21 protein-coding genes are annotated in these 20,830 nt (G+C 67.4%); 8 read left to right on the top strand and 13 right to left on the bottom strand.

What is annotated here, in order from left to right; all coding sequences use genetic code 11:
* Positions 1-432 precede the first annotated feature (432 nt).
* The 5 genes from rplI to HNR14_RS08455 form a co-directional block, all read right to left on the bottom strand.
* Positions 433-885: a 50S ribosomal protein L9 gene (gene rplI / locus HNR14_RS08475; RefSeq protein WP_021763564.1), complete on the bottom strand. Its 453-nt coding sequence runs from the start codon at positions 883-885 to the stop codon at positions 433-435.
* 11 nt (positions 886-896) lie between these two features.
* A complete protein-coding gene (rpsR, locus tag HNR14_RS08470; protein ID WP_018189012.1) occupies positions 897-1,160 on the bottom strand; it encodes a 30S ribosomal protein S18 in 264 nt (87 codons plus the stop codon).
* 63 nt (positions 1,161-1,223) lie between these two features.
* Positions 1,224-1,733: a single-stranded DNA-binding protein gene (locus HNR14_RS08465; protein ID WP_021763563.1), complete on the bottom strand. Its 510-nt coding sequence runs from the start codon at positions 1,731-1,733 to the stop codon at positions 1,224-1,226.
* Between the two features lie 4 nt (positions 1,734-1,737).
* Positions 1,738-2,115: a 30S ribosomal protein S6 gene (rpsF, locus tag HNR14_RS08460; RefSeq protein WP_021763562.1), complete on the bottom strand. Its 378-nt coding sequence runs from the start codon at positions 2,113-2,115 to the stop codon at positions 1,738-1,740.
* A gap of 272 nt (positions 2,116-2,387) precedes the next feature.
* Positions 2,388-3,812 (bottom strand): CCA tRNA nucleotidyltransferase, encoded by a 1,425-nt coding sequence (locus HNR14_RS08455; protein ID WP_179702589.1) that lies wholly within the window; start codon positions 3,810-3,812, stop codon positions 2,388-2,390.
* Positions 3,813-3,906: 94 nt separating this feature from the next.
* Between HNR14_RS08455 and HNR14_RS08450 the strand changes: the two genes are divergently transcribed.
* From HNR14_RS08450 to HNR14_RS08425, 6 genes are all read left to right on the top strand, one after another.
* A complete protein-coding gene (locus tag HNR14_RS08450; protein WP_179700686.1) occupies positions 3,907-6,162 on the top strand; it encodes a DUF6049 family protein in 2,256 nt (751 codons plus the stop codon).
* Entirely contained in the window at positions 6,155-7,765 is a 1,611-nt protein-coding gene (gene murJ, locus HNR14_RS08445; RefSeq protein WP_179700685.1) for a murein biosynthesis integral membrane protein MurJ, read from the top strand. Before HNR14_RS08450 ends, murJ begins: the two co-directional genes overlap by 8 nt.
* 85 nt (positions 7,766-7,850) lie before the next feature.
* Positions 7,851-8,837 carry a thioredoxin-disulfide reductase gene (gene trxB / locus HNR14_RS08440; protein WP_021763558.1) on the top strand — a complete coding sequence of 329 codons (987 nt, stop codon included), beginning with the start codon at positions 7,851-7,853 and terminating at the stop codon, positions 8,835-8,837.
* Between the two features lie 13 nt (positions 8,838-8,850).
* Complete coding sequence (gene trxA / locus HNR14_RS08435) at positions 8,851-9,177, top strand: thioredoxin (protein ID WP_021763557.1); 327 nt, start codon at positions 8,851-8,853, stop codon at positions 9,175-9,177.
* Positions 9,178-9,315: 138 nt separating this feature from the next.
* On the top strand, positions 9,316-10,638 hold the full coding sequence (locus HNR14_RS08430; protein WP_179700684.1) for an aminotransferase class I/II-fold pyridoxal phosphate-dependent enzyme: 1,323 nt from the start codon (positions 9,316-9,318) through the stop codon (positions 10,636-10,638).
* A gap of 28 nt (positions 10,639-10,666) precedes the next feature.
* Positions 10,667-11,632, top strand: a complete 966-nt coding sequence (locus HNR14_RS08425) for a D-alanine--D-alanine ligase family protein (RefSeq protein ID WP_179700683.1) — start codon at positions 10,667-10,669, stop codon at positions 11,630-11,632.
* A gap of 41 nt (positions 11,633-11,673) precedes the next feature.
* On the opposite strand, the gene HNR14_RS08420 is transcribed toward HNR14_RS08425, so the two are convergent.
* Positions 11,674-12,609 (bottom strand): ParB/RepB/Spo0J family partition protein, encoded by a 936-nt coding sequence (locus tag HNR14_RS08420; protein WP_179700682.1) that lies wholly within the window; start codon positions 12,607-12,609, stop codon positions 11,674-11,676.
* On the bottom strand, positions 12,609-13,526 hold the full coding sequence (locus HNR14_RS08415; RefSeq protein ID WP_039922619.1) for a ParA family protein: 918 nt from the start codon (positions 13,524-13,526) through the stop codon (positions 12,609-12,611). Before HNR14_RS08415 ends, HNR14_RS08420 begins: the two co-directional genes overlap by 1 nt.
* A gap of 1,555 nt (positions 13,527-15,081) precedes the next feature.
* Here HNR14_RS08415 and HNR14_RS08410 point away from each other — a divergent pair.
* Positions 15,082-15,489: a RidA family protein gene (locus tag HNR14_RS08410; RefSeq protein ID WP_179700681.1), complete on the top strand. Its 408-nt coding sequence runs from the start codon at positions 15,082-15,084 to the stop codon at positions 15,487-15,489.
* Positions 15,490-15,721: 232 nt separating this feature from the next.
* Here HNR14_RS08410 and rsmG read toward each other — a convergent pair whose 3' ends face one another.
* Genes rsmG through rpmH form a run of 6 tightly spaced genes read right to left on the bottom strand, consistent with a single transcriptional unit; the run spans position 15,722 to position 18,770 of the window.
* Positions 15,722-16,351 carry a 16S rRNA (guanine(527)-N(7))-methyltransferase RsmG gene (gene rsmG / locus HNR14_RS08405; RefSeq protein ID WP_179700680.1) on the bottom strand — a complete coding sequence of 210 codons (630 nt, stop codon included), beginning with the start codon at positions 16,349-16,351 and terminating at the stop codon, positions 15,722-15,724.
* 15 nt (positions 16,352-16,366) lie between these two features.
* Positions 16,367-16,918 carry a Jag family protein gene (locus HNR14_RS08400; RefSeq protein ID WP_179700679.1) on the bottom strand — a complete coding sequence of 184 codons (552 nt, stop codon included), beginning with the start codon at positions 16,916-16,918 and terminating at the stop codon, positions 16,367-16,369.
* Between the two features lie 8 nt (positions 16,919-16,926).
* Positions 16,927-17,901: a membrane protein insertase YidC gene (gene yidC / locus HNR14_RS08395; protein ID WP_179700678.1), complete on the bottom strand. Its 975-nt coding sequence runs from the start codon at positions 17,899-17,901 to the stop codon at positions 16,927-16,929.
* 9 nt (positions 17,902-17,910) lie between these two features.
* A complete protein-coding gene (yidD, locus tag HNR14_RS08390) occupies positions 17,911-18,237 on the bottom strand; it encodes a membrane protein insertion efficiency factor YidD (protein ID WP_021763548.1) in 327 nt (108 codons plus the stop codon).
* 17 nt (positions 18,238-18,254) lie between these two features.
* A complete protein-coding gene (gene rnpA, locus HNR14_RS08385; RefSeq protein ID WP_179700677.1) occupies positions 18,255-18,623 on the bottom strand; it encodes a ribonuclease P protein component in 369 nt (122 codons plus the stop codon).
* Between the two features lie 9 nt (positions 18,624-18,632).
* Complete coding sequence (gene rpmH, locus HNR14_RS08380; RefSeq protein ID WP_021763546.1) at positions 18,633-18,770, bottom strand: 50S ribosomal protein L34; 138 nt, start codon at positions 18,768-18,770, stop codon at positions 18,633-18,635.
* Between the two features lie 455 nt (positions 18,771-19,225).
* Between rpmH and dnaA the strand changes: the two genes are divergently transcribed.
* Positions 19,226-20,650 (top strand): chromosomal replication initiator protein DnaA, encoded by a 1,425-nt coding sequence (dnaA, locus tag HNR14_RS08375; RefSeq protein WP_021763544.1) that lies wholly within the window; start codon positions 19,226-19,228, stop codon positions 20,648-20,650.
* The last annotated feature ends 180 nt before the right edge of the window (positions 20,651-20,830 follow it).

Genomic DNA, 20,830 nt, shown 5'->3' with positions numbered 1-20,830 from the left:
GGCGCGCCGCCGGTTCGACGACCGACGCGGGCGGCTCGGGAACCGCGCGCCGTCGCCTCCGATGGTCTCTCCGACCACCGACAGAACCGGTCCATCCGGCGGGCGATCCATCGGCGTCGCTTCACCCTACGAACCCGGCAGGGGGTCCACAACTCGGCCTGTGGATAACTGTGTGGAGAATCTGCGCGAAACGCCGCCGTGCTTGTGCAGAACATGTGGGGAAGTCTGTGGACAGGGAAGATATTTCTGTCACTAAAGCGCCTTTGACCTGGCCTTTTTCTATCCCCAGGTTGTGTGTAGAAAGTACTTCGGGGACTGTGGTGAAACGCGTTATCCGGGCGTGTCGACCTGTGTACAAGATCGGGGGAAAAGTCCGTTAACGAGGTGTAGCGGCGGGCATGCGCCCACCGCTACACTGACTCTCTTCGTCGCCTACTTGGCAGCGACCACCTGCAGGGTGATGACGGCCGAGAGGTCGTCGTGCAGACGCACGGTCGCCTCGTGGTCGCCGACGACCTTGATCGCGTTGGGGAGCTCGATCTTGCGCTTGTCGAGCTCGCCGATGCCCGCCGCCTTGACGGCGTCGGCGACATCGCCGGTCTTCACGGAGCCGAACAGACGGCCCTCGCGGCCCGCCTTCACGACGAGCTTGACCTTGGTCGCCTCGAGCTTGGCCTTGAGGTCCTGGGCCTGCTCGACGGTGTGCAGCTCACGAGCGGCGCGAGCCGCCTTGATCTGCTCGACCTGCTTCTCGCCACCACGCGACCACGCGATCGCGAAGCCCTGCGGGACGAGGTAGTTGCGCGCGTAGCCGTTCTTGACGTCGACGACGTCACCGGCCGAGCCGAGGCCAGTGACCTCGTGCGTCAGAATAACTTTCGACATGGGTGATCTCCTTAACGGCCCGAGCCGGCGTAGGGGAGAAGTGCCATCTCGCGCGCGTTCTTGACTGCGCGGGCGATCAGGCGCTGCTCCTGGACGGAGACACCGGTGATGCGGCGGGCGCGGATCTTTCCACGCTCCGAGATGAACTTGCGCAGGGTTGCGACGTCCTTGTAGTCAATGACGCCGACGCGAACGGACTTCGCGGGAGCGGCGTTCTTGCCGTCCTTGCCCTTGCGGATCGGCTTGCGGCGGTCGCCGCTCGACTTTCCAGCCATGATTTCCTTTGCTTTCTGCCCATCCCGGCGCTACCGGGGGGGCTGATGAATGTAAGAGGGCCCTTAGAAGGGGGTCTCGTCGTTGTAGGAACCCGGAGTGTTCCAGACGTCGGCGCCCGCGGACGGATCCGCGGGGGCGGAGGCGGCCCAGGGCTCTTCGACGGCGGCGGGAGCGCCTCCACCGAATCCACCCGGTGCGCGACCGGACGACTGAGCACGGGTCACCTGAGCGGTGGCGTAACGCAGCGACGGCCCGATCTCATCGATCTCGAGCTCCATCGACGTGCGCTTCTCGCCTTCCTTCGTCTCGTAGGAGCGCTGCTTGAGCCGCCCCTGAGCGATGACGCGGGACCCCTTGGTCAGCGAGCCCGCGACGTGCTCGGCGAATTCACGCCAGACGCTCGCCCGGAGGAACAGGGCCTCACCGTCCTTCCACTCGTTCGCCTGACGGTCGAACGTGCGGGGAGTGGACGCGATGGTGAAGTTGGCGACGGCCAGCCCGTTCTGCGTGTAACGCAGCTCGGGGTCGGCCGTGAGGTTGCCCACCACGGTGATGACGGTCTCGCCGGCCATCGGACTAGGCGCCGGCCTTCTCGGTGCCGGCGGAGGCGGCCTTGCGGGCAGCCTTCTCGTCGGCGCGCTGCTGAGCGGCGGCGACCTGAGCGATCGCTTCCTCGGCGCGCAGCACCTTGGTGCGCATGACGGCCTCGCTGAGCTTCAGCTGGCGGTCGAGCTCCTTGGTGGTGTCACCGGTGGCGGTCAGCTGAACGACCGCGTAGATGCCCTCGGACTTCTTGTTGATCTCGTAAGCCAGGCGACGGCGACCCCAGATGTCGACGCTGTCGATCGTTCCACCGTCGTTACGAACGACATTGAGGAACTTGTCAAGGCTGGGAGCAACGGTGCGCTCATCGATCTCTGGATCGAGGATGACCATCAGCTCGTACTGATGCATGACTAACCCACCTCCCTTGGTCTCAGCGGCTGCAGACGGTCTGCAGCAGGAGGGTTGTACATCGGTTGTGCGGGCAGAGTTCTGCCCAGGCAACTTTCCAATGGTACCGGACGGGGCGTGAACATGCCAGCCGGGGGCGGGGAGCTGAGTGGCGGGGGAGTCGAGGAGGTTCGTCATGCCCTCAGCATCGCCGCCGCATCCCGCGCGGGTGCGGGTGTCCGAAGATCCGTGGAGAACTCCGCGCAGCCACAGTTTGTGGAGGGCTCAACGCCTCAGCGGGCGGCCCACCACGCCAGCAGGCGCCGCGTCGCCTCCTCCTCGCCCAGCGGGCCCTCGTCGAGCCGCAGCTCCAGGAGGAACTTCATCGCCTGCCCGACCTCACGCCCGGGCGCGATGCCGAGGATGCTCATCACCTGCTGGCCGTCGAGGTCCGGACGGACCGCGTCCAGCTCCTCCTGCTCCTGGAGCTCGCGGATGCGCTGCTCGAGGTCGTCGTAGGCGAAGCCCAGCCGGTCGGCCTTGCGCCGGTTGCGGGTCGTGACGTCCGCCCGGGTGAGCATGTGGAGGCGCTCGAGCTGCGCCCCGGCATCGCGCACGTAGCGGCGCACGGCCGAGTCGGTCCAGCTCGCGTCGGCGTACCCGAAGAAGCGGAGGTGCAGCTCGATCAGGCGCGCCACGGCCTCGACGGTCGCCTTGTCGAAGCGGAGCGCCGTCAGCCGCTTCTTCGCCAGCTTCGCCCCGACGACATCGTGGTGGTAGAAGCTGACGGCTCCGCCCGGCTCGAACCGACGCGTCGCGGGCTTGCCGATGTCATGGAGGATCGCGGCGAGACGCAGCACGAGGTCGGGCGCCTCGCCCGGGTGGCGCTCCTTCTCGTAGCCGATGGCCTGCTCCAGCACCGTGAGGCTGTGCTGATAGACGTCCTTGTGATGGTGGTGCTCGTCCACCTCCAACCGCAGGGCGGGCACCTCGGGCAGCACCTCGTCGGCCAGCCCGGTCTGCACCAGCAGCTCGATGCCGGGGCGCGGGTCGTCGGCGCAGAGCAACTTGGTGAGTTCGTCGCGCACGCGCTCCGCGCTGATGATGCGGATGCGCTCGGCCATCCGGGTCATCGCGTCGACCGTGGCGTCGTCGACCGCGAAGCCGAGCTGGGCGGCGAACCGCGCCGCGCGCAGCATCCGGAGCGGGTCGTCGCCGAAGGAGATCTCCGGGCTCGACGGAGTGGTGATGACGCCCTGCATGAGGTGCTCGACCCCGCCCGAGGGATCGACGAGGCGGACCTCCGGGACCCGCAGCGCGAGCGCGTTCACCGTGAAGTCCCGGCGCAGGAGGTCGCCCTCCAGCGAGTCGCCGAACACGACGTCCGGCTTGCGGGTCTCGCCGTCGTAGCTGTCGCTCCGGTACGTGGTGACCTCGACCGTGTCGTCGCCGAAGCGCGCGCCGATCGTGCCGAACTGGCGCCCGATGTCCCACACGGCGTCGGCGTGGGGGGAGACGACCTTCAGGATGTCGTCCGGACGCGCGTCGGTGGTGAAGTCGAGATCGTGGACGGCGCGCCCGAGCAGGGCGTCGCGAACAGGGCCTCCGACGAGCGAGAGCTCGTAGCCCGCCGCCGCGAAGAGGGAGGCGAGTCGGGCGACCGTGGGCGAAGCCGCGAGGTCGCCGAGACGTTCGAGGGATTCGGCGACGCTCTGCATGGTCATCCAGTTTACGGGCGTGCTGGCCGGCCTCTCAGGGGGTGGCATCTAGAATCGTCGTCATGGAGGCCGAGCAGGGATCGCGCGTCGTCGCATGAGCGCAGCCGACCCCACCCTCCTCCAGGGTGCCCGTCACCGGCGTGCGACCGGTCGTCTTGCGACGGTCATCGCCGCCTTCGCCGCCGCGACCGCGCTGTTCGCCGCGACGCCCACGGCCGCGTCGGCCGCGCCTGAACCGAGGGATTCCGCGGTGACGACGGCCAGGTCCGCCGCCTCCGACTCCGGGCTCACCGCGAGCGTCACCGCCGAGAACGCCGGCGTGCTGGCCGCCGGGCAAGATCTCACCGTCTCGGTGACCGTCTCCAACCCGACCGACTCGCCCGTCTCCACCGGCACGGTGTCGGTGTGGCTCGACCCGCGGGCGATGGCCTCGCGCGGGTCCCTCACGGACTGGCTCGGATCGGCCGATCCGGTCTCCAATCCCGTGACACTCGGGGAAGCCACGCTCGCTCCTCTGGAGAGCGGGACGAGCACCGTGGTGCGCGTCACCGTCCCGGCCGCGTCGATCCCGTTCGGCACGCGACCGGATTCGGCGGTCTTCGGCATCGGGGCGACCGTCTCCGCCGGCGCCACCGCCACGGAGGCGCGCGGCTCCGTCGTCTGGAGCGCGGCCGACACCGGTTCGCGTTCGAGCATCGGCGTCGTGATGCCGATCGTCAGCCCCTCCACCTCAGACGGCCTCATCTCCTCGGCCGACCTCGCCACCTACACGGCGGCGAACGGCGTCCTCACCCGCGATCTCGACGGCCTGGAGGGGCACAGCGCCGTCACGCTGGGCATCGATCCGATGATCATCGCGTCGATCCGCGCGCTCGGCAATGCCGCACCGGCCACGGCGGTCGACTGGCTGCGCCGTCTCGCGGTCCTCCCCAACGAAACCTTCTCACTCGGTTACGGCGACGCCGACCCCACCGGGCAGATCCAGGCCGGCGCCGCCGCGCCGCTGGTGCCCACCTCCTTCGCCTACGCCCTCGACCCGAAGAACTTCTCGCCGACCCCGACCTCCATCGGCGAGCCCGTCACGCCCCCCACGACGACCGGCACCTCCGCACCCACCCCGACACCCACTCCGACGTCGGGGCCTACCCTCCCCACGCTGGAGGGTCTGACCGCCTGGGACTTCTCCCTCACCGGCATCGCGTGGCCCGGTGACAAGACGGCCCGCGCCGCCGATCTGGCACCGTTGGCCGCGGCCGGTCTGTCGACCGTGATCGTCTCGGGCGACAACACGAACGCGGCCGATCTGGATTCGACCCCGAACGCCGCAGTGACGGCGACCGGCAGCAGCGTCGTGTCGTCCGATCAGCGACTCTCCGACGCCCTCCGCTCCGCGATCTCCGCCCCCAGCGACGTGGCCTGGAACACCGCGATGGGCAAGCTGAACGCGCAGCTGCAGCTCATCACGGCCGAGGGAGGCGACCCACGGCACCTGCTCATCGGCCTCGACCGCTCCTGGCCATCGAGCGGCACCCAGCTCAAACGGACCCTCGACGCACTGTCCTCCTCGCCCTGGGTGACGCCGTCGACGCTCGACTCCGTGACGTCGGCCGCACCGTCGACCGGGCTCTCGCTCACGGACGCCCCCGAAACGCAGACGCGCATCGACTCGATCCGCGCCCTGTTCGCCGACGAGACGTCGCTCGGCGCGTTCTCGTCCGTGCTCGACGCCCCTGAGACGCTCACCGGGCACGTGCGAGCGCAGCTCCTGACGCTGCTCGCCGTCTCCTGGCAGAACCCGCGCACGGACTGGACGGCCGCTGTCACCGCGTCGCAGAAGTCGACCGTCAAGATCCTCCACTCCATCCGCATCCTGCCCACCGAGAACATCAACCTCGTGAGCGCTCAGGGGTCCATCCCGTTCACGGTCAGCAACGAGCTCACGGGGGAGGCGGCGACCGTCGCGCTCACCGCCGCCCCGTCCAACAGCCGGCTCGAGATCGACGACACCGCCACGAAGCGCATCCCGCAGGACTCCCGCGCCACGGTCCTCATCCCGGTGAAGGCCAAGGTCGGCAACGGGCAAGTGGTGCTTTCCCTGCGCCTCTACAGCCCCACGGGCGTCCCGATCGGCGACCCCACGTCGGTGACCGTCGACGTCCACGCCGACTGGGAGGGCATCGGCGCCCTCATCCTGGGCGTCCTGCTGGTGCTGCTCTTCGGCTTCGGCATCGTGCGCAACATCCTGCGACGCCGCAAGGAACGTCGACCGCAGGACGAGGAGGAAGCTGCGGCCGCCGACGGCGCCGAGCCGACCGAACCGCCGACGCCGGAGGACGGCCCGCGTGGCTAGCATCGGGCGCGCCAGCGCGATGCTCGCCTCGGGAACGTTCGTCTCGCGCATCCTCGGCTTCGCGAAGGCGTGGCTGCTGGTGCAGGCCATCGGCACGCTGAGCCTCGCGGCGAACGCCTACGGCACCGCGACGTCGGTGCCCAACAGCCTCTACGCGATCATCGCCCAGGGCATCCTGAACGCCATCCTCGTGCCGCAGATCGTGCGTGCGTCGGTCAACTCCGACGGCGGCCGTGCGTACATCAACAAGCTGGTCACGCTCGGGATGGTCGTCTTCGCCGGTGTGACCATCGTGGCGACCGTGGCCGCTCCGTTGCTCATGAGCCTCTACGGCCTCCGCGGGGAGCAGGCGCAGCTCGCCACGACCTTCGCCTACTGGTCGCTCCCGCAGATCTTCTTCCTCGGCCTGTACACGCTGCTCGGCGAGGTCCTCAACGCCCGCAAATCGTTCGGCCCGTTCACCTGGGCCCCGGTGCTGAACAACGTCGTCGCCATCGCCATGCTCGGCGGCTTCATCCTGCTCTTCGGTGTGTACTCGAAGACGGGCAACCCGCACGACACGTGGTCGCTCGGGATGATCGCCCTGCTGGCCGGGGGAGCGACGCTCGGCATCGCAGTGCAGGCCCTCGTGCTCTTCTTCTTCTGGCGCCGCATCGGCCTGAGGTTCCGATTCGACTTCGGCTGGCGCGGAGTCAACCTCGGGAGCGCGGGCAAGGCCGCCGGCTGGACGTTCGGCATGCTGATCGTGACCCAGATCGCCGGCCTCATCGAGCTGAACGTGTCGAACTCGGCGGGCCAGGGCTACGCGGGCTCGTTCGTCATGAACAACGCCTGGCTGATCTTCATGCTCCCGCACGGCATCATCGCCGTGTCGATCGTCACCGCCTACTACACGCGGATGGCTGAGCACGCCCACCGCGGCGCCCTCGCCGACTTCCGCGCCGACTTCTCCAGCGGGGCGCGGTCGATCATGTTCCTGATCGTCTTCTCGTCGGCCGCGCTGATCGTCATCGCGTATCCCATCGCCCGCGTGTTCACCTCCAGCTATCAGTCCCTGGGCCTCGTCCTCATCGCCTATCTGGTCGGCCTGGTCCCCTTCTCGCTCGTCTTCATGGCGCAGCGCGCCTTCTACTCGCTGGGGGACACCCGCACGCCGTTCGTCTTCACCGTCGCGCAGTCCGTCGTGATCGTGATCGGCGTGCTCGCCTGCTTCACCGTCGGCCCCGAGTTCCGCGCCGCGGCCGTCGCCCTCGTCGTGTCGATCGCGAGCGTCATCCAGGCGGTGCTCGCGTTCGCGCTGCTCCGGCGCCGGGTCGGGGGAGTGGACGGCCGCCGCATCGCCAGCGGGCTGTGGCGGTTCCTCCTGGCCGCCCTCGCCGCGATGATCGCCGGTGCGGGCTTCCTGGTGCTGCTCGGGGGAGTGGAGCCGGGCGCCTTCCCGGTGAGCGGCATCCTCGGCGCCATCGTCTCGTCCGCTGTCGTGGGTGTCGTCATGCTGGTCGTGTACGTCGGATTCCTCGCGATCTTCCGTTCGAGCGACCTGGAAGCGGGAGTCGGACCAATCCTCGACCGCCTTCGGCGCCGAACTCCACACAGCGGGTGACACGGAATACCATCCGCCTAGGATGTGTTCTACAGGTCGGTGCCTCCGGTCCCGGGAGCACTGCAGACAGTCAAGGAGTTCCGCCGTGCGGCAGATCATCATCATCGGTTCCGGCCCTGCCGGTTACACCGCGGCCATCTACGCGGCCCGCGCCAATCTGAAGCCGCTGCTGATCGCCTCCTCCGTCGAGGCGGGTGGCGAGCTGATGAACACCACCGAGGTCGAGAACTTCCCCGGATTCCCCGACGGGATCATGGGCCCCGACCTCATGTTCAAGATGCAGGCCCAGGCCGAGAAGTTCGGCACCGAGGTCGTGCTCGACGACGTCGTCTCGGTCGACCTGACCGGCGAGGTCAAGACCGTCACGCTCGGCTCCGGCGCGGTCCACGAGGCACTGTCCGTGATCTTCGCGACCGGTTCCGCGTACCGCAAGCTGGGCCTGGAGGACGAAGAGCGTCTGTCCGGCCACGGCGTCTCGTGGTGCGCCACCTGCGACGGGTTCTTCTTCCGCGAGCGCACGATCGCCGTCGTCGGCGGCGGCGACTCCGCGATGGAGGAGGCCAACTTCCTCACCCGCTTCGCGGACAAGGTCTACGTCATCCACCGTCGCGACAGCCTCCGCGCCTCCAAGATCATGCAGGAGCGCGCCTTCGCCAACGAGAAGATCGAGTTCGTCTGGAACTCGGAGGTCGTCGGCATCGGCGGCAGCGAGCAGGTGCAGCACGTGAAGCTGCGCAACCTCGAGACCGGCGCGGAGAGCGAGCTGGAGCTCCAGGGCCTCTTCATCGCGATCGGCAACGACCCCCGCGTCCACCTCGTCCACGGTCAGCTCGACCTCACGGCCGAAGGCACCATCGCGGTCGACGGACGCACGTCGAAGACCAACCTCCCCGGTGTCTTCGCCGCGGGCGACGTGATCGACCCGACCTACCGTCAGGCCGTCACGGCTGCGGCGTCGGGCACCGTCGCCGCACTCGACGCGGAGCACTTCCTCGCGTCCCTCCCCCAGAACCTGCTGGAGAAGGCGGTCGAGCCCGCCTCCAGCGACCTTTCACTCTCGACCACCGTCTAAGGAGAAACAGACAATGTCAGCAGCACGTTCGGTCACGGACGCGACGTTCGAGCAGGACGTCCTCAACAACGAGAAGACCATCCTCGTGGACTTCTGGGCAGAGTGGTGCGGCCCGTGTCGCGCCGTCGGCCCGATCCTCGACCAGATCGCGGCGGAGCACTCCGACAAGATCGAGATCGTCAAGCTCAACGTCGACGAGAACCCGCAGACCGCTGCGAAGTACCAGATCACCTCCATCCCCGCGATGAAGGTCTACCAGGGTGGAGAGGTCGTCAAGACCGTCATCGGCGCCAAGCCGAAGCCCGCCCTCGAAGCCGACCTGGCCGCCTACCTCGCGTAGCCGACCAGCCTCTTCGCAGACCCGTCCGGCGCTCACCCGCCGGGCGGGTCTTTTTCGTATCCGCCGCGCCCAGCGGATTTTCCGCAGGGCGCACCACCCAAATAGCATGACTAAACGCCACTAGAAATGGAATGACTCGTGACCGAACAGGGCATCCCGCCACAGCGGGGCAACAATCTGGACCCGTGGTACAGCCACTACGCGCAGCGCACCAGCGGCCTGGCCGCCAGTGAGGTCCGAGCCCTGTTCGCCGTCGCCAGCCGCCCCGAGGTGGTCTCCCTGGCCGGCGGCATGCCCTACGTCGCCGCGCTGCCCGAGGACCTCGTCGTGGGCGCGATGGACCGCGTCATGCGCGAGCAGGGCCCTGTCGCCCTGCAATACGGCTCCGGCCAGGGCGTACCCGCGCTGCGGGAGCAGATCCTCGACGTGATGGCCCTGGAGGGCATCAGCGGCAGCGCCGACGACGTCGTCGTCACGACGGGCTCGCAGCACGCGCTCGAGCTCTTCAGCAAGCTCTTCATCGACCCGGGGGATGTCGTCCTCGCCGAGGGGCCGAGCTACGTCACCGCGATGGTGATCTTCCGGTCGTACCAGGCCGAGGTGGACCACGTGCCGATGGACGAGCACGGACTCATCCCGGAGGCGCTCCGCGAGCACATCGCGCGCCTGAAGGCCGCGGGGCGTCGCGTGAAGTTCCTGTACACGGTGCCGACCTTCCACAACCCGGCCGGTGTGACGCTCTCCTGGGAGCGGCGCCTCGAGATCCTCGAGATCGCGCGGGCGAACGACATCCTGGTGCTCGAGGACAACCCGTACGGCCTCCTCTACTTCGGAGAGCGCCCGCCGGCGGCGATGCGCTCGGTCGAGAAGGAGGGCGTCGTCTACCTCGGCACGTTCTCGAAGACGCTCGCTCCCGGCTTCCGGGTGGGCTGGGCTCTCGCGCCGCACGCCATCCGCGAGAAGCTCATCCTCGCGAACGAGGCCGCCGTGCTGAGCCCGAGCTCGTTCAGTCAGCTGGTGATCTCGGAGTACCTGCGCGACGCCGACTGGAAAGGTCAGATCGACACCTTCCGCGGGGTGTACCGGGAGCGCAAGGAGGCGATGATCTCCGCGCTCGAGGAGCACCTGCCCGAGCTCAGCTGGACGAACCCCAACGGCGGCTTCTACGTCTGGCTGACCCTGCCGTCGCATCTCGACTCCAAGGCGATGCTCCCGCGTGCGGTCACCGAACTCGTCGCCTACACGCCCGGCACCGCCTTCTACGCGGACGGGTCGGGTTCCCAGAACATCCGCCTCTCGTTCTGCTATCCCACGCCGGAGAACATCCGGGTCGGGATCCGCCGCCTCGCCAATGTGATCAACGGCGAGCAGGACCTGCTCGACACCTTCGCCGGCACCGGCCCGCTCACCGCAGCGCGCACCAACCGGACCAGCGCCAACCCGCCGACCGACCTGCGCTGAGCGCACGCTCCACAAGAAAGAGCTGATCATGGCAGAAAAAGAAGCCTCCGAAGCCCTGGAGATCGTCGTGCTCGCCGGCGGGATCTCGCACGAACGGGACATCTCGCTGCGGAGCGGCCGCCGTGTCGCCGACGGCCTGAACTCGCTGGGCCACCGCGTGAGCGTCCGCGAGCCCGACAGCGCCCTGCTCGGATTCCTGACCGAGACGCGTCCCGATGTCGTCTGGCCCGCGCTGCACGGCGCCAGCGGTGAGGACGGTGCCCTGCGGGCGCTGCTCGAACTCACCGGCATCCCGTTCGTCGGCTCGCGCACCGACGCCGCCCGTCTCGCGTGGTCTAAGCCGACCGCGAAGACGGTGGTCGCCCGCGCCGGCGTTGCGACCCCTGACGCGGTCACGCTGCCCAAGGAGACGTTCCGCGAGCTCGGCGCCAACAGCGTCCTGGCGACGATCATCGACGGGCTCGGGATGCCGGTGGTCGTCAAGCCGGCGCAGGGAGGCTCGGCGCAGGGCGTCACCATCGTGACCGCCGCCGAGGAGCTGCCCCGGGCGATGGTCGATGCGTACACCTACTCCGAGGTCGCGCTCATCGAGCGCAAGGTCGAGGGTGTGGAGGTCTCGGTCGCCGTGATCGACACCGGCGACGGCGCCGAGGCGCTCCCCGCCGTCGAGATCGAGCCGGTCGACGGCGAGTACACCTTCGACGCCCGGTACAACGCGGGGGAGACCCGCTTCTACGTGCCGGCGCGCCTGTCCCCGGAGGTCGCAGCGGCCGTCGCGCAGGCCGCGTCCACCGCCCATACGGCGCTGGGCCTGCGGCATCTCTCCCGCATCGACCTGATCGTCGACGACGCGGGGGTGCCGTGGTTCCTGGAGGCCAACGTGCTCCCCGGGCTGACGGAGACCTCCATCATGCCGCAGGCGATCGCGGCGTCCGGCCGGGACCTCGGCGACGTCTACGCCGCCCTCGCGGTGGCGGCGATCGCCGAGGGGTAGCCTCCCGGATACATCCTCCGGGGATCGGCCGGCCCGCAGCGTCAGCTGTAGCTGGGCTGGCCGATCTCGTCGAGGATGCGGTTGAGGTCCTGGATCGTGGCGAAGTCGACCACGATCTGGCCCTTGCGCGCGCCGAGCGTGATCTTGACGCGCGTGTTCAGGCGGTCACCGAGCTTCTCGGCGATCTCGTCCAGGTGTCCGCGGTGCTTTCCCGGAGTGGCCTTCGAGCGCGCCGGCTTCGGGGACTTGCTGGCGACGGCCTCCGCGGCGCGCACCGAGAGGTCCTCGTTGACGATCTTGTCGGCGAGCTTGACCATCGCCTCTTCGCCCTCACCGAGGGAGAGGATGGCGCGCGCGTGCCCGGCACTGAGGACGCCGGCTGCCACCCGGCTCTGAACCGGGGCGGGGAGCTTCAGCAGACGGATCGTGTTGGTGATCTGGGGGCGGGAGCGTCCGATCCGGGTCGCCAGCTCGTCCTGTGTGATGCCGAAGTCGGCGAGGAGCTGCTGGTAGGCCGACGCCTCTTCGAGCGGGTTGAGCTGCGAGCGGTGGAGGTTCTCGAGCAGGGCGTCCCGGAGCATCGCGTCGTCCGCGGTGTCTTTGATGACCGCGGGGATATTGGCGAGCCCGAGCTCCTTGGTCGCGCGCAGGCGGCGCTCGCCCATGATGAGCTCGTACTTGTCGGTCTGTCCGGCGAGCGGGCGGACGACGATGGGCTGCAGGACGCCGACCTCGCGGATGCTGGCGACCAGCTCCTCGAGCGCCTCCTGGTCGAACTCGGTGCGCGGCTGCACGGGGTTCGGCACGATGTCGGCGGGGGAGAGGTAGGCCAGGCGGGCACCGGGCACCGCGACGAGCTCCTCCGCCGCGGCGGCATTGGAGTCGGGGAAGAACACGTCGACGGGGCGGGCCGACTGGTCGGACGTGGGGATGAGGGCGCCGATGCCGCGGCCCAGTCCGGTGCGCTTCGCTGCCATTAGCGGGGTACTCCTCTTCGTGCGATTTCGGCGGCCGCCTCGAGATACGAGAGCGAGCCGGACGAGTTGGCGTCGTAACTGATGACACTCTGGCCGTAGCTCGGCGCCTCCGAGATGCGGACCGAGCGCGGGATGATCGTGTCGAGCACCTCGTCGGGGAAGTGATCGCGCACGTCCGCGGCGACCTGGTGCGCGAGGTTGGTGCGCGAGTCGTACATCGTCAGCAGGATGGTCGAGACCCGGAGCTTGGGATTCAGGTGCCGTTCGATCAGCTGGATGTTCTTCAGCAGCTGGCTCAGGCCCTCCAGTGCGTAGTACTCGCACTGGATCGGGATGAGCACCTCGGTCGCCGCGACGAACGCGTTGATCGTGAGGAGACCCAGGGAGGGCGGGCAGTCGATCAGGACGTAGTCGATGTCATATTCGTCGAGGAAGCGCTTCAGGGCGCGCTCCAGGCGCTGCTCCCGCGCGACCATCGAGACGAGCTCGATCTCGGCGCCGGCGAGGTCGATCGTGGCGGGGATCACGAACAGCCCGTCGAACTCGGGGCTCTTCTGGATGACCTCCTCGAGCTCCTTGTCGTTGACGATCACGTCGTAGACGCTGGGAGTACCCTCGCGGTGCTCGACACTCAGCGCCGTCGAGGCGTTCCCCTGCGGATCGAGGTCGATCACAAGGACACGCGCACCCGACTTGGCCAGGGCAGCGGACAGGTTGACCACAGTCGTGGTCTTGCCGACACCACCCTTCTGGTTCGAGATGGTGAACACCCGTGTCCGCGAGGGGAGGGGAAGGGTTGTCGCTGCGATCGCTTGCCTCCTGCGCGCCAGGTCCTCGATCTCCCGAGCCAGGGGTGTCGATTCATCGAAGGCGGGCTTTTCCGCCTCGATGGACGGATCCTGATCCGGTTGTTTCACGTGAAACCTCGTCGCTCGATCTGGTGCGCGGCACCGGTCTGGTCGGGTCGGCGCGGGTCGATTGCGCCTACTTCCAACTCTAGCTTGCGCATCCGACGCGACCCTCGATCCGGGGGAGAAGTGGGGGAATCGGCGCCGATCGGGCGAGAGCTGGGTGTCGGTGAGCGGGATGTTTCACGTGAAACCCCCGGGATGCGCGCACGCGAGGGCTGGCTGAGGCGGACCCACGCACGACGGTCGCGGCACCAATGCCGGCCGCGGAGCGCTGCGAGGTCGGTTCTGCTAGCAAGCCTCTCGGGCACGAGCACACAGCCCAAGGTTTCACGTGAAACGTGATGCACTGAAGCGGATACATGCTGGTCGGCACTCTCGCATCGTCGTGTTGGGGGACTGGAGGAAAGGCCTGGCGACTATCATCCGCGCCTCTGCTTCACCCACCCATCCTCCGCCTGGCTCCGTCTCCGTGGTGACGGCAAGCTCCCGCTGATCTGAGTACCGACCTAACCGTGGCGACAGCCGGCTTCACGAGCAGCCGGATCTCGGGGGCTGACGCGGACCCGCGTGGGCCACCATGCAGCCGCGAGGTTTGTGGCGCCGTAGGGAAGCGGCTGACAGTAGCTCATGACATCGGAGCCACCCGCTGTGTCGCACCGACAGTCCCGGTCCCGCCTGCGAGGTACCCCTGGTTGCTCACATCTCGGAAGGTTTCACGTGAAACGAAAAGAGGGTTAGTGAAGGTGGCGGCCCTCCGCACGCTCGGCCTCACAACCGCCCGGGAAACGACCCTCGCAGACCCGAGTCTTCTGCCCACGTTTCACGTGAAACGTTAACCCCGTAGAGCGCACCCGACGTGGAGTGTGCCCTCCCGGCATGGTGATGCGACGGCGCTCAAGAGGCACCGTCGCCAGATGCCCTGTCAGGCCAGCATGGCCCGGGGAGGCAGTGGTCCGCGCGGGAGCCCGTGGCCTCGCGGGGGAGTGGGTGGCGATCTTCATGATCTCGCGGCCAGCAACCGTGGGGTCCGGGGGCTCATGCCCCGCCAGCACGGCACTTCGAGGCGAGCGGTTGTCGACAGGTCTCACCTGAAGGCGACAATGAGTCAGGGTCAACACGACACCGCCCTGAGCACCCGGCTTCCGGATGCTGCGAGACGTGAGCACGACATTGACACGTCCCGCCGAGCATCCACGCGCCGCCTGTCTGCGTCGCAGTACTAGTGCGCCAGACGCGCGTTCCGGCCCTTGGGGCTGGTCGAATCAGTCCATCCCTTTCCGATGAATTCGCCCCTCGCTGCCGACGGGGATCGGACCCAGGCGACATCGCACGACCATGTTCCACGTGAAACGCACGACCGGAGCGCGCGAGAGCCCTTCCGCGACGGGTCGAACACGGACGCTCCGAGAATGCGTCGAGCGGTCCAGAATGCGGATGCCGGAGACCCTGCTTCACGTGACACAGCGCCGATGCCCTATTTGGCAGAACCAGGGGAGGGCACACGCCAGTGCCCGATCAGGGAGGGGGAGTGATCACCGCGCGGGCGTGACACGATGGATTCATGCCGAGCGCCGTCACCCTGATCAGATCGTCCGCACTGAGTGATGTCGCGCAGTACGCGTACGCGGCGACCGCACCGAAAGACGCGCGACTCATCTTCCTCGCCGGCGCGTGTCCGCTCGAGTCCGATGGATCGACCGCCGCCGTGGGCGACTACGGGGGCCAGGCTGCGAAGTGCATCGAGACCATGACGACAGCTCTGCACGCGGCCGGTGCGACCTTAACCGATGTGATCAGCACCCGCGTGCTCGTCGCATCGACCCAACAGTCCGACCTCGTGACCGCGTGGGAGGTCGTTCGTGATGCGTTCGGCGATCACGATGTGCCGAGCACCCTGTTCGGAGTGACCGTCCTCGGCTACGACGATCAGCTCGTGGAGATCGAGACAATCGCGGCTGTCGTCGACTGACACCGGCCTCGACCCGGCCAGGTCGTCCGAGCCGAGAAATCGTCGAAAACGACCGATTTGAACGCCGAATCCGGCCGATCCCTCCCGCCGAAACGGAGCGGAGAATGGCTCCCACAGCGCCGAAGCACCCCACTTCCGCGCTGTCAGAGCCATTCTGCGCCTCGATCGCGAAGTCCGGCCGGACGGAAAATCGGCACGAATCGCCGAGAAATCCAGGAAATCGGAAGAGGACTCAGCGCACCGACGCGCGGATGACCCGGGTGACCTCGTCCAGCACACCCTCACCGAGCGTCTCGACGACGATGTCGTGCACTTTGTACTTGCGCATCTCCTTGGTCGCCGCATCCACCTCGGCCTGAGCGCCGGCGCCCTTCATGAGGACGAGCTCGCCGCCATCACGAACCAGGGGCGCGGTGAGGGGGAGGAGCTTGCGGAACGCGCTCACCGCGCGCGCCGTGACCTGATCGAGCGGAGCCGAGAGCTTGGCCTCTTCCGCTCGCGCGCGAACGACGGTCACGTTCGACAGGCCGAGCTCATCGACCTGCTCGTTGAGCCAGGCGATGCGGCGCTCCATCGGCTCGATCAGCACGAACGAGACGTCCGGGCGCGCGATCGCGAGCACCAGCCCGGGAAGTCCGGCGCCACTTCCGATGTCACCGACCACCCCGGGCCGCAGAAGCGGAGAGACGATGGCGCAGTTCAGGATGTGGCGGGACCACAGCCGAGGGAGCTCGAGCGGGCCGATGAGACCGCGCTCCTCACCCTGGGCCGCGAGGTTCCCAGTGAACGCTCGAGCAACATCCAGCCGGTCCCCGAACAGGACGGCTGCTGCGGGCGGCTCGGTTTCCAGCGTGTCCGTCACGGTCTCAGCTGAAAACTAGGCGGCGGTGATGACCGTGTGGCGGTCGCGACCCTCGCCGCGCGAGTTCGACACGAAGCCCCGCTCCGAGACGATGTCGTGGACGAGCTTGCGCTCGTAGGAGGACATCGGCGGCAGTGCCGCCTCCGCCGCACCCTCTTCGATCCGCGCGATGGCGCGGGCGACGAGCTGGCCGAGTTCGGCCTGGCGGGCATCGCGGGAGCCGGCGATGTCGAGGATGAGCCGCGAGAAGCCGCCGGTCTGGTTCTGGACCGCGAGACGGGTGAGCTCCTGCAGCGCGGCCACGGTGTCGGGCTTGGCGAGCAGCTGGAGGTTGGTGCCGTCCTCGGCGTTCACGGAGATGTAGGCGCGTCCGTTGCGGGCGTCGATGTCGATGTCGCCATCGATGTCGGCGATGTCGAGCAGCTCCTCGATGTAGTCGGCTGCGATGTCACCCTCACGGTCGAGTTCGCCGGCCGTCGGCTCCGCCGCGGTCGTGTCCGCCGCCTCGGTGTCCACGGCGGGCGCCTCGTCGGCGGGGGAGGTGGTCTCGGTCTGCACGTCGGTCATGGCTGTCCCTACTTCTTTCCGGCCTGCTTCTTGGCGCGGTTCTTGCTCACCGGCTGAACGCGCTGCGTGGTGATGGGCTTCTCCGGCTCCGACTCCTGCACGCTCAGGACGATCGAACCGTCCTGTGCGACGAGCTTGCCCTTCTTCGCGAGGCGAGCCTCACGCGCCTTGGCGGCGTCCGAACCGGGGGTCGGCATGTTGCGGATGACGAGGAACTGCTGGCCCATGGTCCAGATGTTCGAGGTCAGCCAGTAGAACATGACACCGAGCGGGAAGGCGAAGCCCGAGAAGAGGAAGACGAAGGGGAGCAGGTAGAGCAGGATGCGCTGCTGCTTGAACTGCGGGCTCGCCTTGGTCTCCGGCGACATGTTCTTGGAGACGATCTGGAGCTGCGTCAGGAACTGCGAACCCGTCATGAGCACGACCATCACGGCCGCGATGACCATGACGACGACCTGCGGCGGGTTGGCGTTCATCGCACCCTGGAAGCTCTGGTGCAGGGGAGCGACGCCGAACAGGCTCGCGTTTCCGAACTGCACGGCGAGCGTCTCGTTGAGCGGACCGACGCCGGCCTTGCCGCTCTGGGCGCCGTTGAGCACCTGGAAGAGGGAGAAGAAGATCGGCATCTGCAGCAGCAGGGGGAGGCAGGAGCTGAGCGGGTTCGTGCCCGTCTTCTTGTAGAGCTCCATGGTCTCGCGCGACATGGCCTCGCGGGAGAACTGGTCCTTCTTGCCCTTGTACTTGTCCTGGATCTTCTTGAGCTGCGGCGCCACCTCGAGCATGCGCCGCTGGTTCTTGATCTGGCGGACGAAGATGGGGATGAGGGCGGCACGGACCACGACGGTCAGTCCCACGATCGACAGCACCCAGGTGAGACCCGCGGCCGGGTCGAGCCCGATCTGCGAGAACAGCCAGTGGAAGGCGACCAGGATCAGCTCCACGACCCATTTGATGGGCCAGAGGATCGTACCGATGATGTCCATGTCTGCTTGCTAGGCCCTTCTCTGGCTAAAGCTGCTGCCGCCCGTGGCGACGACGAATCCGAACGGAGTGACCCGGTAGCGCTGGCGCTTCTTCACGGGGACGTCGTCGACCCCGCCCGCTGCCCACGGATGGCAGCGGATGATGCGGCGCACGCCGAGCACGCTCCCGACCACGACGCCGTGCTGCTGGATGGCCTGGAGTGCATAGGCCGAGCACGACGGGTAGTAGCGGCAGACGTCTCCGTAGAGCGGCGAGATGACCGCCCGGTACGCCCGCAGGATCAGCACGGCGACGTTCCGCGGAACGAGCAGAACTGCGGTGATCGCGGCGTACATGGACGGACGTTGCCCTTTTATCTGGTGGAGCTACGACGGACGTAGCGGCTGACGGCTCGGGTGAGCTCTTCGTGCAGGGTAGCCCACCGGGCCTCCGCAGAAGCTGGTAATGCTCTGATCACGATGTCCACTCCGCCCACCGTCCCGGCGCTCTCTCGGAGAGCCGGGAGCACCTCGTACGCAGCTGCCTTGAGGCGGCGGCGCACCAGGTTGCGGCGCACGGCGTTACCGACCGCCTTGCTCACGATAAAACCGAATCGCACCACGTCGGGGTCGGCGTTCGGACGGACGTACGCGATGGTGTTGTCCGCGGTGAAGCGGGCACCCTTGCGCACCGTCGCCCGGTAGTCCGCCCCCCGCGTGATGCGATTGGCTTTCGCGAGCACCGGCCGGTACTACGCCGAGAGCTTCTCGCGGCCCTTGGAGCGACGGGCCGAGAGGATGGCGCGGCCGGCACGCGTGCGCATGCGGAGGCGGAAGCCGTGGGTCTTGGCGCGCTTGCGGTTGTTCGGCTGGAACGTTCTCTTGCTCATAATCTCTATCTCCGTGGTGGTGTCTTCGCAGGCCGGTGCTGATGGATATCGCCAGCACGGGGAGGCCAGAAAAGTTTCAGGGCAGCCTGAACGGCTGAAGTCAACTGATTAAAACTACGGCCTATAAAGGACCGAGGTCAAACCGATCGAGTCAAATCCACTGATTATGCACGGGATTTGCAGGATCCGTCGCGGCGACGCGCCGTGGATCCGCGACGTATTCCAGGAGTCGAATTTGATCCACAACCTGTGGACAAGTTACCGTGAGGACCAAAGTTATCCCCAGCCTGACTCACAAAAGGCCGGAGATCACTACGGTATTGCAGACACATCAGTGGATAACTCTGTGAATACCCACCGACGGCACATCTGCTGCAGCCTGACTCGAGCCCTCCGGGGGACGAATCGTCTCCGTCGGGCGACGGCATCCACACGAAGAACGAAGACGGGGAACGATGGCAGGCGGCGAAGAGTCCATTTCTGCGGCATGGCAGTCCGTGCTGGGAAAGCTCGAGACGGACGACCGCATCACGCCGCAGCTCTACGGATTCCTCAGCCTGGTCGAGCCCAAGGGCATCATGGCCGGGACCTTCTATCTGGAGGTCCCGAACGAGTTCACCCGGGGCATGATCGAGCAGCGCAGCCGCGTCCCCCTCCTGAGCGCGATCGGCGCCCTGGACGAGGCTCTCGCGGTCAACACCTTCGCGATCGTGGTCAATCCCGAGATCCAGCAAGAGACGATGGCCGGCCCGGTCGAGCCGGAGCCCGCCCCCTACCTCGAGAACGCGTCGCCGATGGTGTCCCCTCCCACGGAGATCACGGCGCCCCCGCGCAACGGCGACACGCGCCTCAACTCCAAGTACAGCTTCGACAACTTCGTCATCGGCCAGTCGAACCGGTTCGCTCACGCGGCCGCCGTCGCTGTGGCCGAAGCGCCCGCCAAGGCGTACAACCCCCTCTTCATCTACGGGGACTCCGGACTCGGCAAGACGCACCTCCTCCACGCCATCGGGCACTACGCGATGAGCCTCTACCCCGGGATCCGCGTCCGGTACGTGTCAAGTGAGGAGTTCACGAACGACTTCATCAACTCGATCGCCAACAACCGCGGCTCCTCCTTCCAGGCGCGCTACCGCAACATCGACATCCTGCTGATCGACGACATCCAGTTCCTCCAGCGTGCGGTCGAGACGCAGGAGGCGTTCTTCCACACCTTCAACACCCTCCACGACCACAACAAGCAGGTGGTCATCACCAGCGACCTGCCGCCGAAGCACCTCACGGGCTTCGAGGACCGCATGCGGTCGCGCTTCGAGTGGGGCCTGATCACCGACGTGCAGGTGCCCGACCTCGAGACCCGCATCGCCATCCTGCGCAAGAAGGCGCAGAGCGAGAAGATCCAGGTGCCCGACGACATCCTCGAGTTCATGGCGTCGAAGGTGTCGAGCAACATCCGCGAGCTGGAGGGCACGCTCATCCGCGTCACCGCGTTCGCGAGCCTGAACCGCACGCCGGTCGATATGCCCCTCGTTCAGACCGTCCTGAAGGACCTGATCACGCTCGACGACGACAACGTGATCGCGCCGACGGACATCATCACCAACACCGCCGAGTACTTCAAGCTCAGCGTCGACGACCTCTACGGCTCGAGCCGGTCGCAGGCCGTGGCAACGGCTCGCCAGATCGCCATGTACCTGTGCCGGGAGCTCACGAACCTCTCGCTGCCCAAGATCGGCCAGCTGTTCGGCGGCCGCGACCACACCACGGTGATGTACGCCAACAAGAAGATCAGCGAACTCATGAAGGAGCGGCGCTCGATCTACAACCAGGTCACCGAGCTGACCAGCCGGATCAAGCAGAACCACCGCTACGGCAAGTAGCCCTCCGACGCGCGCCACACCGTCGTCTCCGGATCAGTTATCCACAATTTCATCCCCAGAGTGGGGAGAGATCGTTATTAACACGTGTGGATAACTTGTGGAGAAGTTCCGGAAACTCCGCCGTTTAATGGGGACGAACGACCGGGCCCTGTGAAAAGCGCTTCGGAGCGCCCTCGGCTC

The sequence above is a fragment of the Leifsonia naganoensis genome, assembly GCF_013410615.1.
Classification (GTDB): Bacteria; Actinomycetota; Actinomycetes; order Actinomycetales; family Microbacteriaceae; genus Leifsonia; species Leifsonia aquatica.
Note: the sequence above shows the minus strand (reverse complement) of the source record. Positions and strands in the feature narration are given on the sequence as shown.

What these genes read in the sequence shown, in the direction of transcription:
- rplI (WP_021763564.1), bottom strand. Translation starts at nt 885, where the DNA reads ATGTCGAAAGTTATTCTGACGCACGAGGTCACTGGCCTCGGCTCGGCC.
- rpsR (WP_018189012.1), bottom strand. Translation starts at nt 1,160, where the DNA reads ATGGCTGGAAAGTCGAGCGGCGACCGCCGCAAGCCGATCCGCAAGGGC.
- HNR14_RS08465 (WP_021763563.1), bottom strand. Translation starts at nt 1,733, where the DNA reads ATGGCCGGCGAGACCGTCATCACCGTGGTGGGCAACCTCACGGCCGAC.
- rpsF (WP_021763562.1), bottom strand. Translation starts at nt 2,115, where the DNA reads ATGCATCAGTACGAGCTGATGGTCATCCTCGATCCAGAGATCGATGAG.
- HNR14_RS08455 (WP_179702589.1), bottom strand. Translation starts at nt 3,812, where the DNA reads ATGCAGAGCGTCGCCGAATCCCTCGAACGTCTCGGCGACCTCGCGGCT.
- HNR14_RS08450 (WP_179700686.1), top strand. Translation starts at nt 3,907, where the DNA reads ATGAGCGCAGCCGACCCCACCCTCCTCCAGGGTGCCCGTCACCGGCGT.
- trxA (WP_021763557.1), top strand. Translation starts at nt 8,851, where the DNA reads ATGTCAGCAGCACGTTCGGTCACGGACGCGACGTTCGAGCAGGACGTC.
- HNR14_RS08425 (WP_179700683.1), top strand. Translation starts at nt 10,667, where the DNA reads ATGGCAGAAAAAGAAGCCTCCGAAGCCCTGGAGATCGTCGTGCTCGCC.
- HNR14_RS08420 (WP_179700682.1), bottom strand. Translation starts at nt 12,609, where the DNA reads ATGGCAGCGAAGCGCACCGGACTGGGCCGCGGCATCGGCGCCCTCATC.
- HNR14_RS08410 (WP_179700681.1), top strand. Translation starts at nt 15,082, where the DNA reads ATGCCGAGCGCCGTCACCCTGATCAGATCGTCCGCACTGAGTGATGTC.
- HNR14_RS08400 (WP_179700679.1), bottom strand. Translation starts at nt 16,918, where the DNA reads ATGACCGACGTGCAGACCGAGACCACCTCCCCCGCCGACGAGGCGCCC.
- yidC (WP_179700678.1), bottom strand. Translation starts at nt 17,901, where the DNA reads ATGGACATCATCGGTACGATCCTCTGGCCCATCAAATGGGTCGTGGAG.
- yidD (WP_021763548.1), bottom strand. Translation starts at nt 18,237, where the DNA reads ATGTACGCCGCGATCACCGCAGTTCTGCTCGTTCCGCGGAACGTCGCC.
- rpmH (WP_021763546.1), bottom strand. Translation starts at nt 18,770, where the DNA reads ATGAGCAAGAGAACGTTCCAGCCGAACAACCGCAAGCGCGCCAAGACC.
- dnaA (WP_021763544.1), top strand. Translation starts at nt 19,226, where the DNA reads ATGGCAGGCGGCGAAGAGTCCATTTCTGCGGCATGGCAGTCCGTGCTG.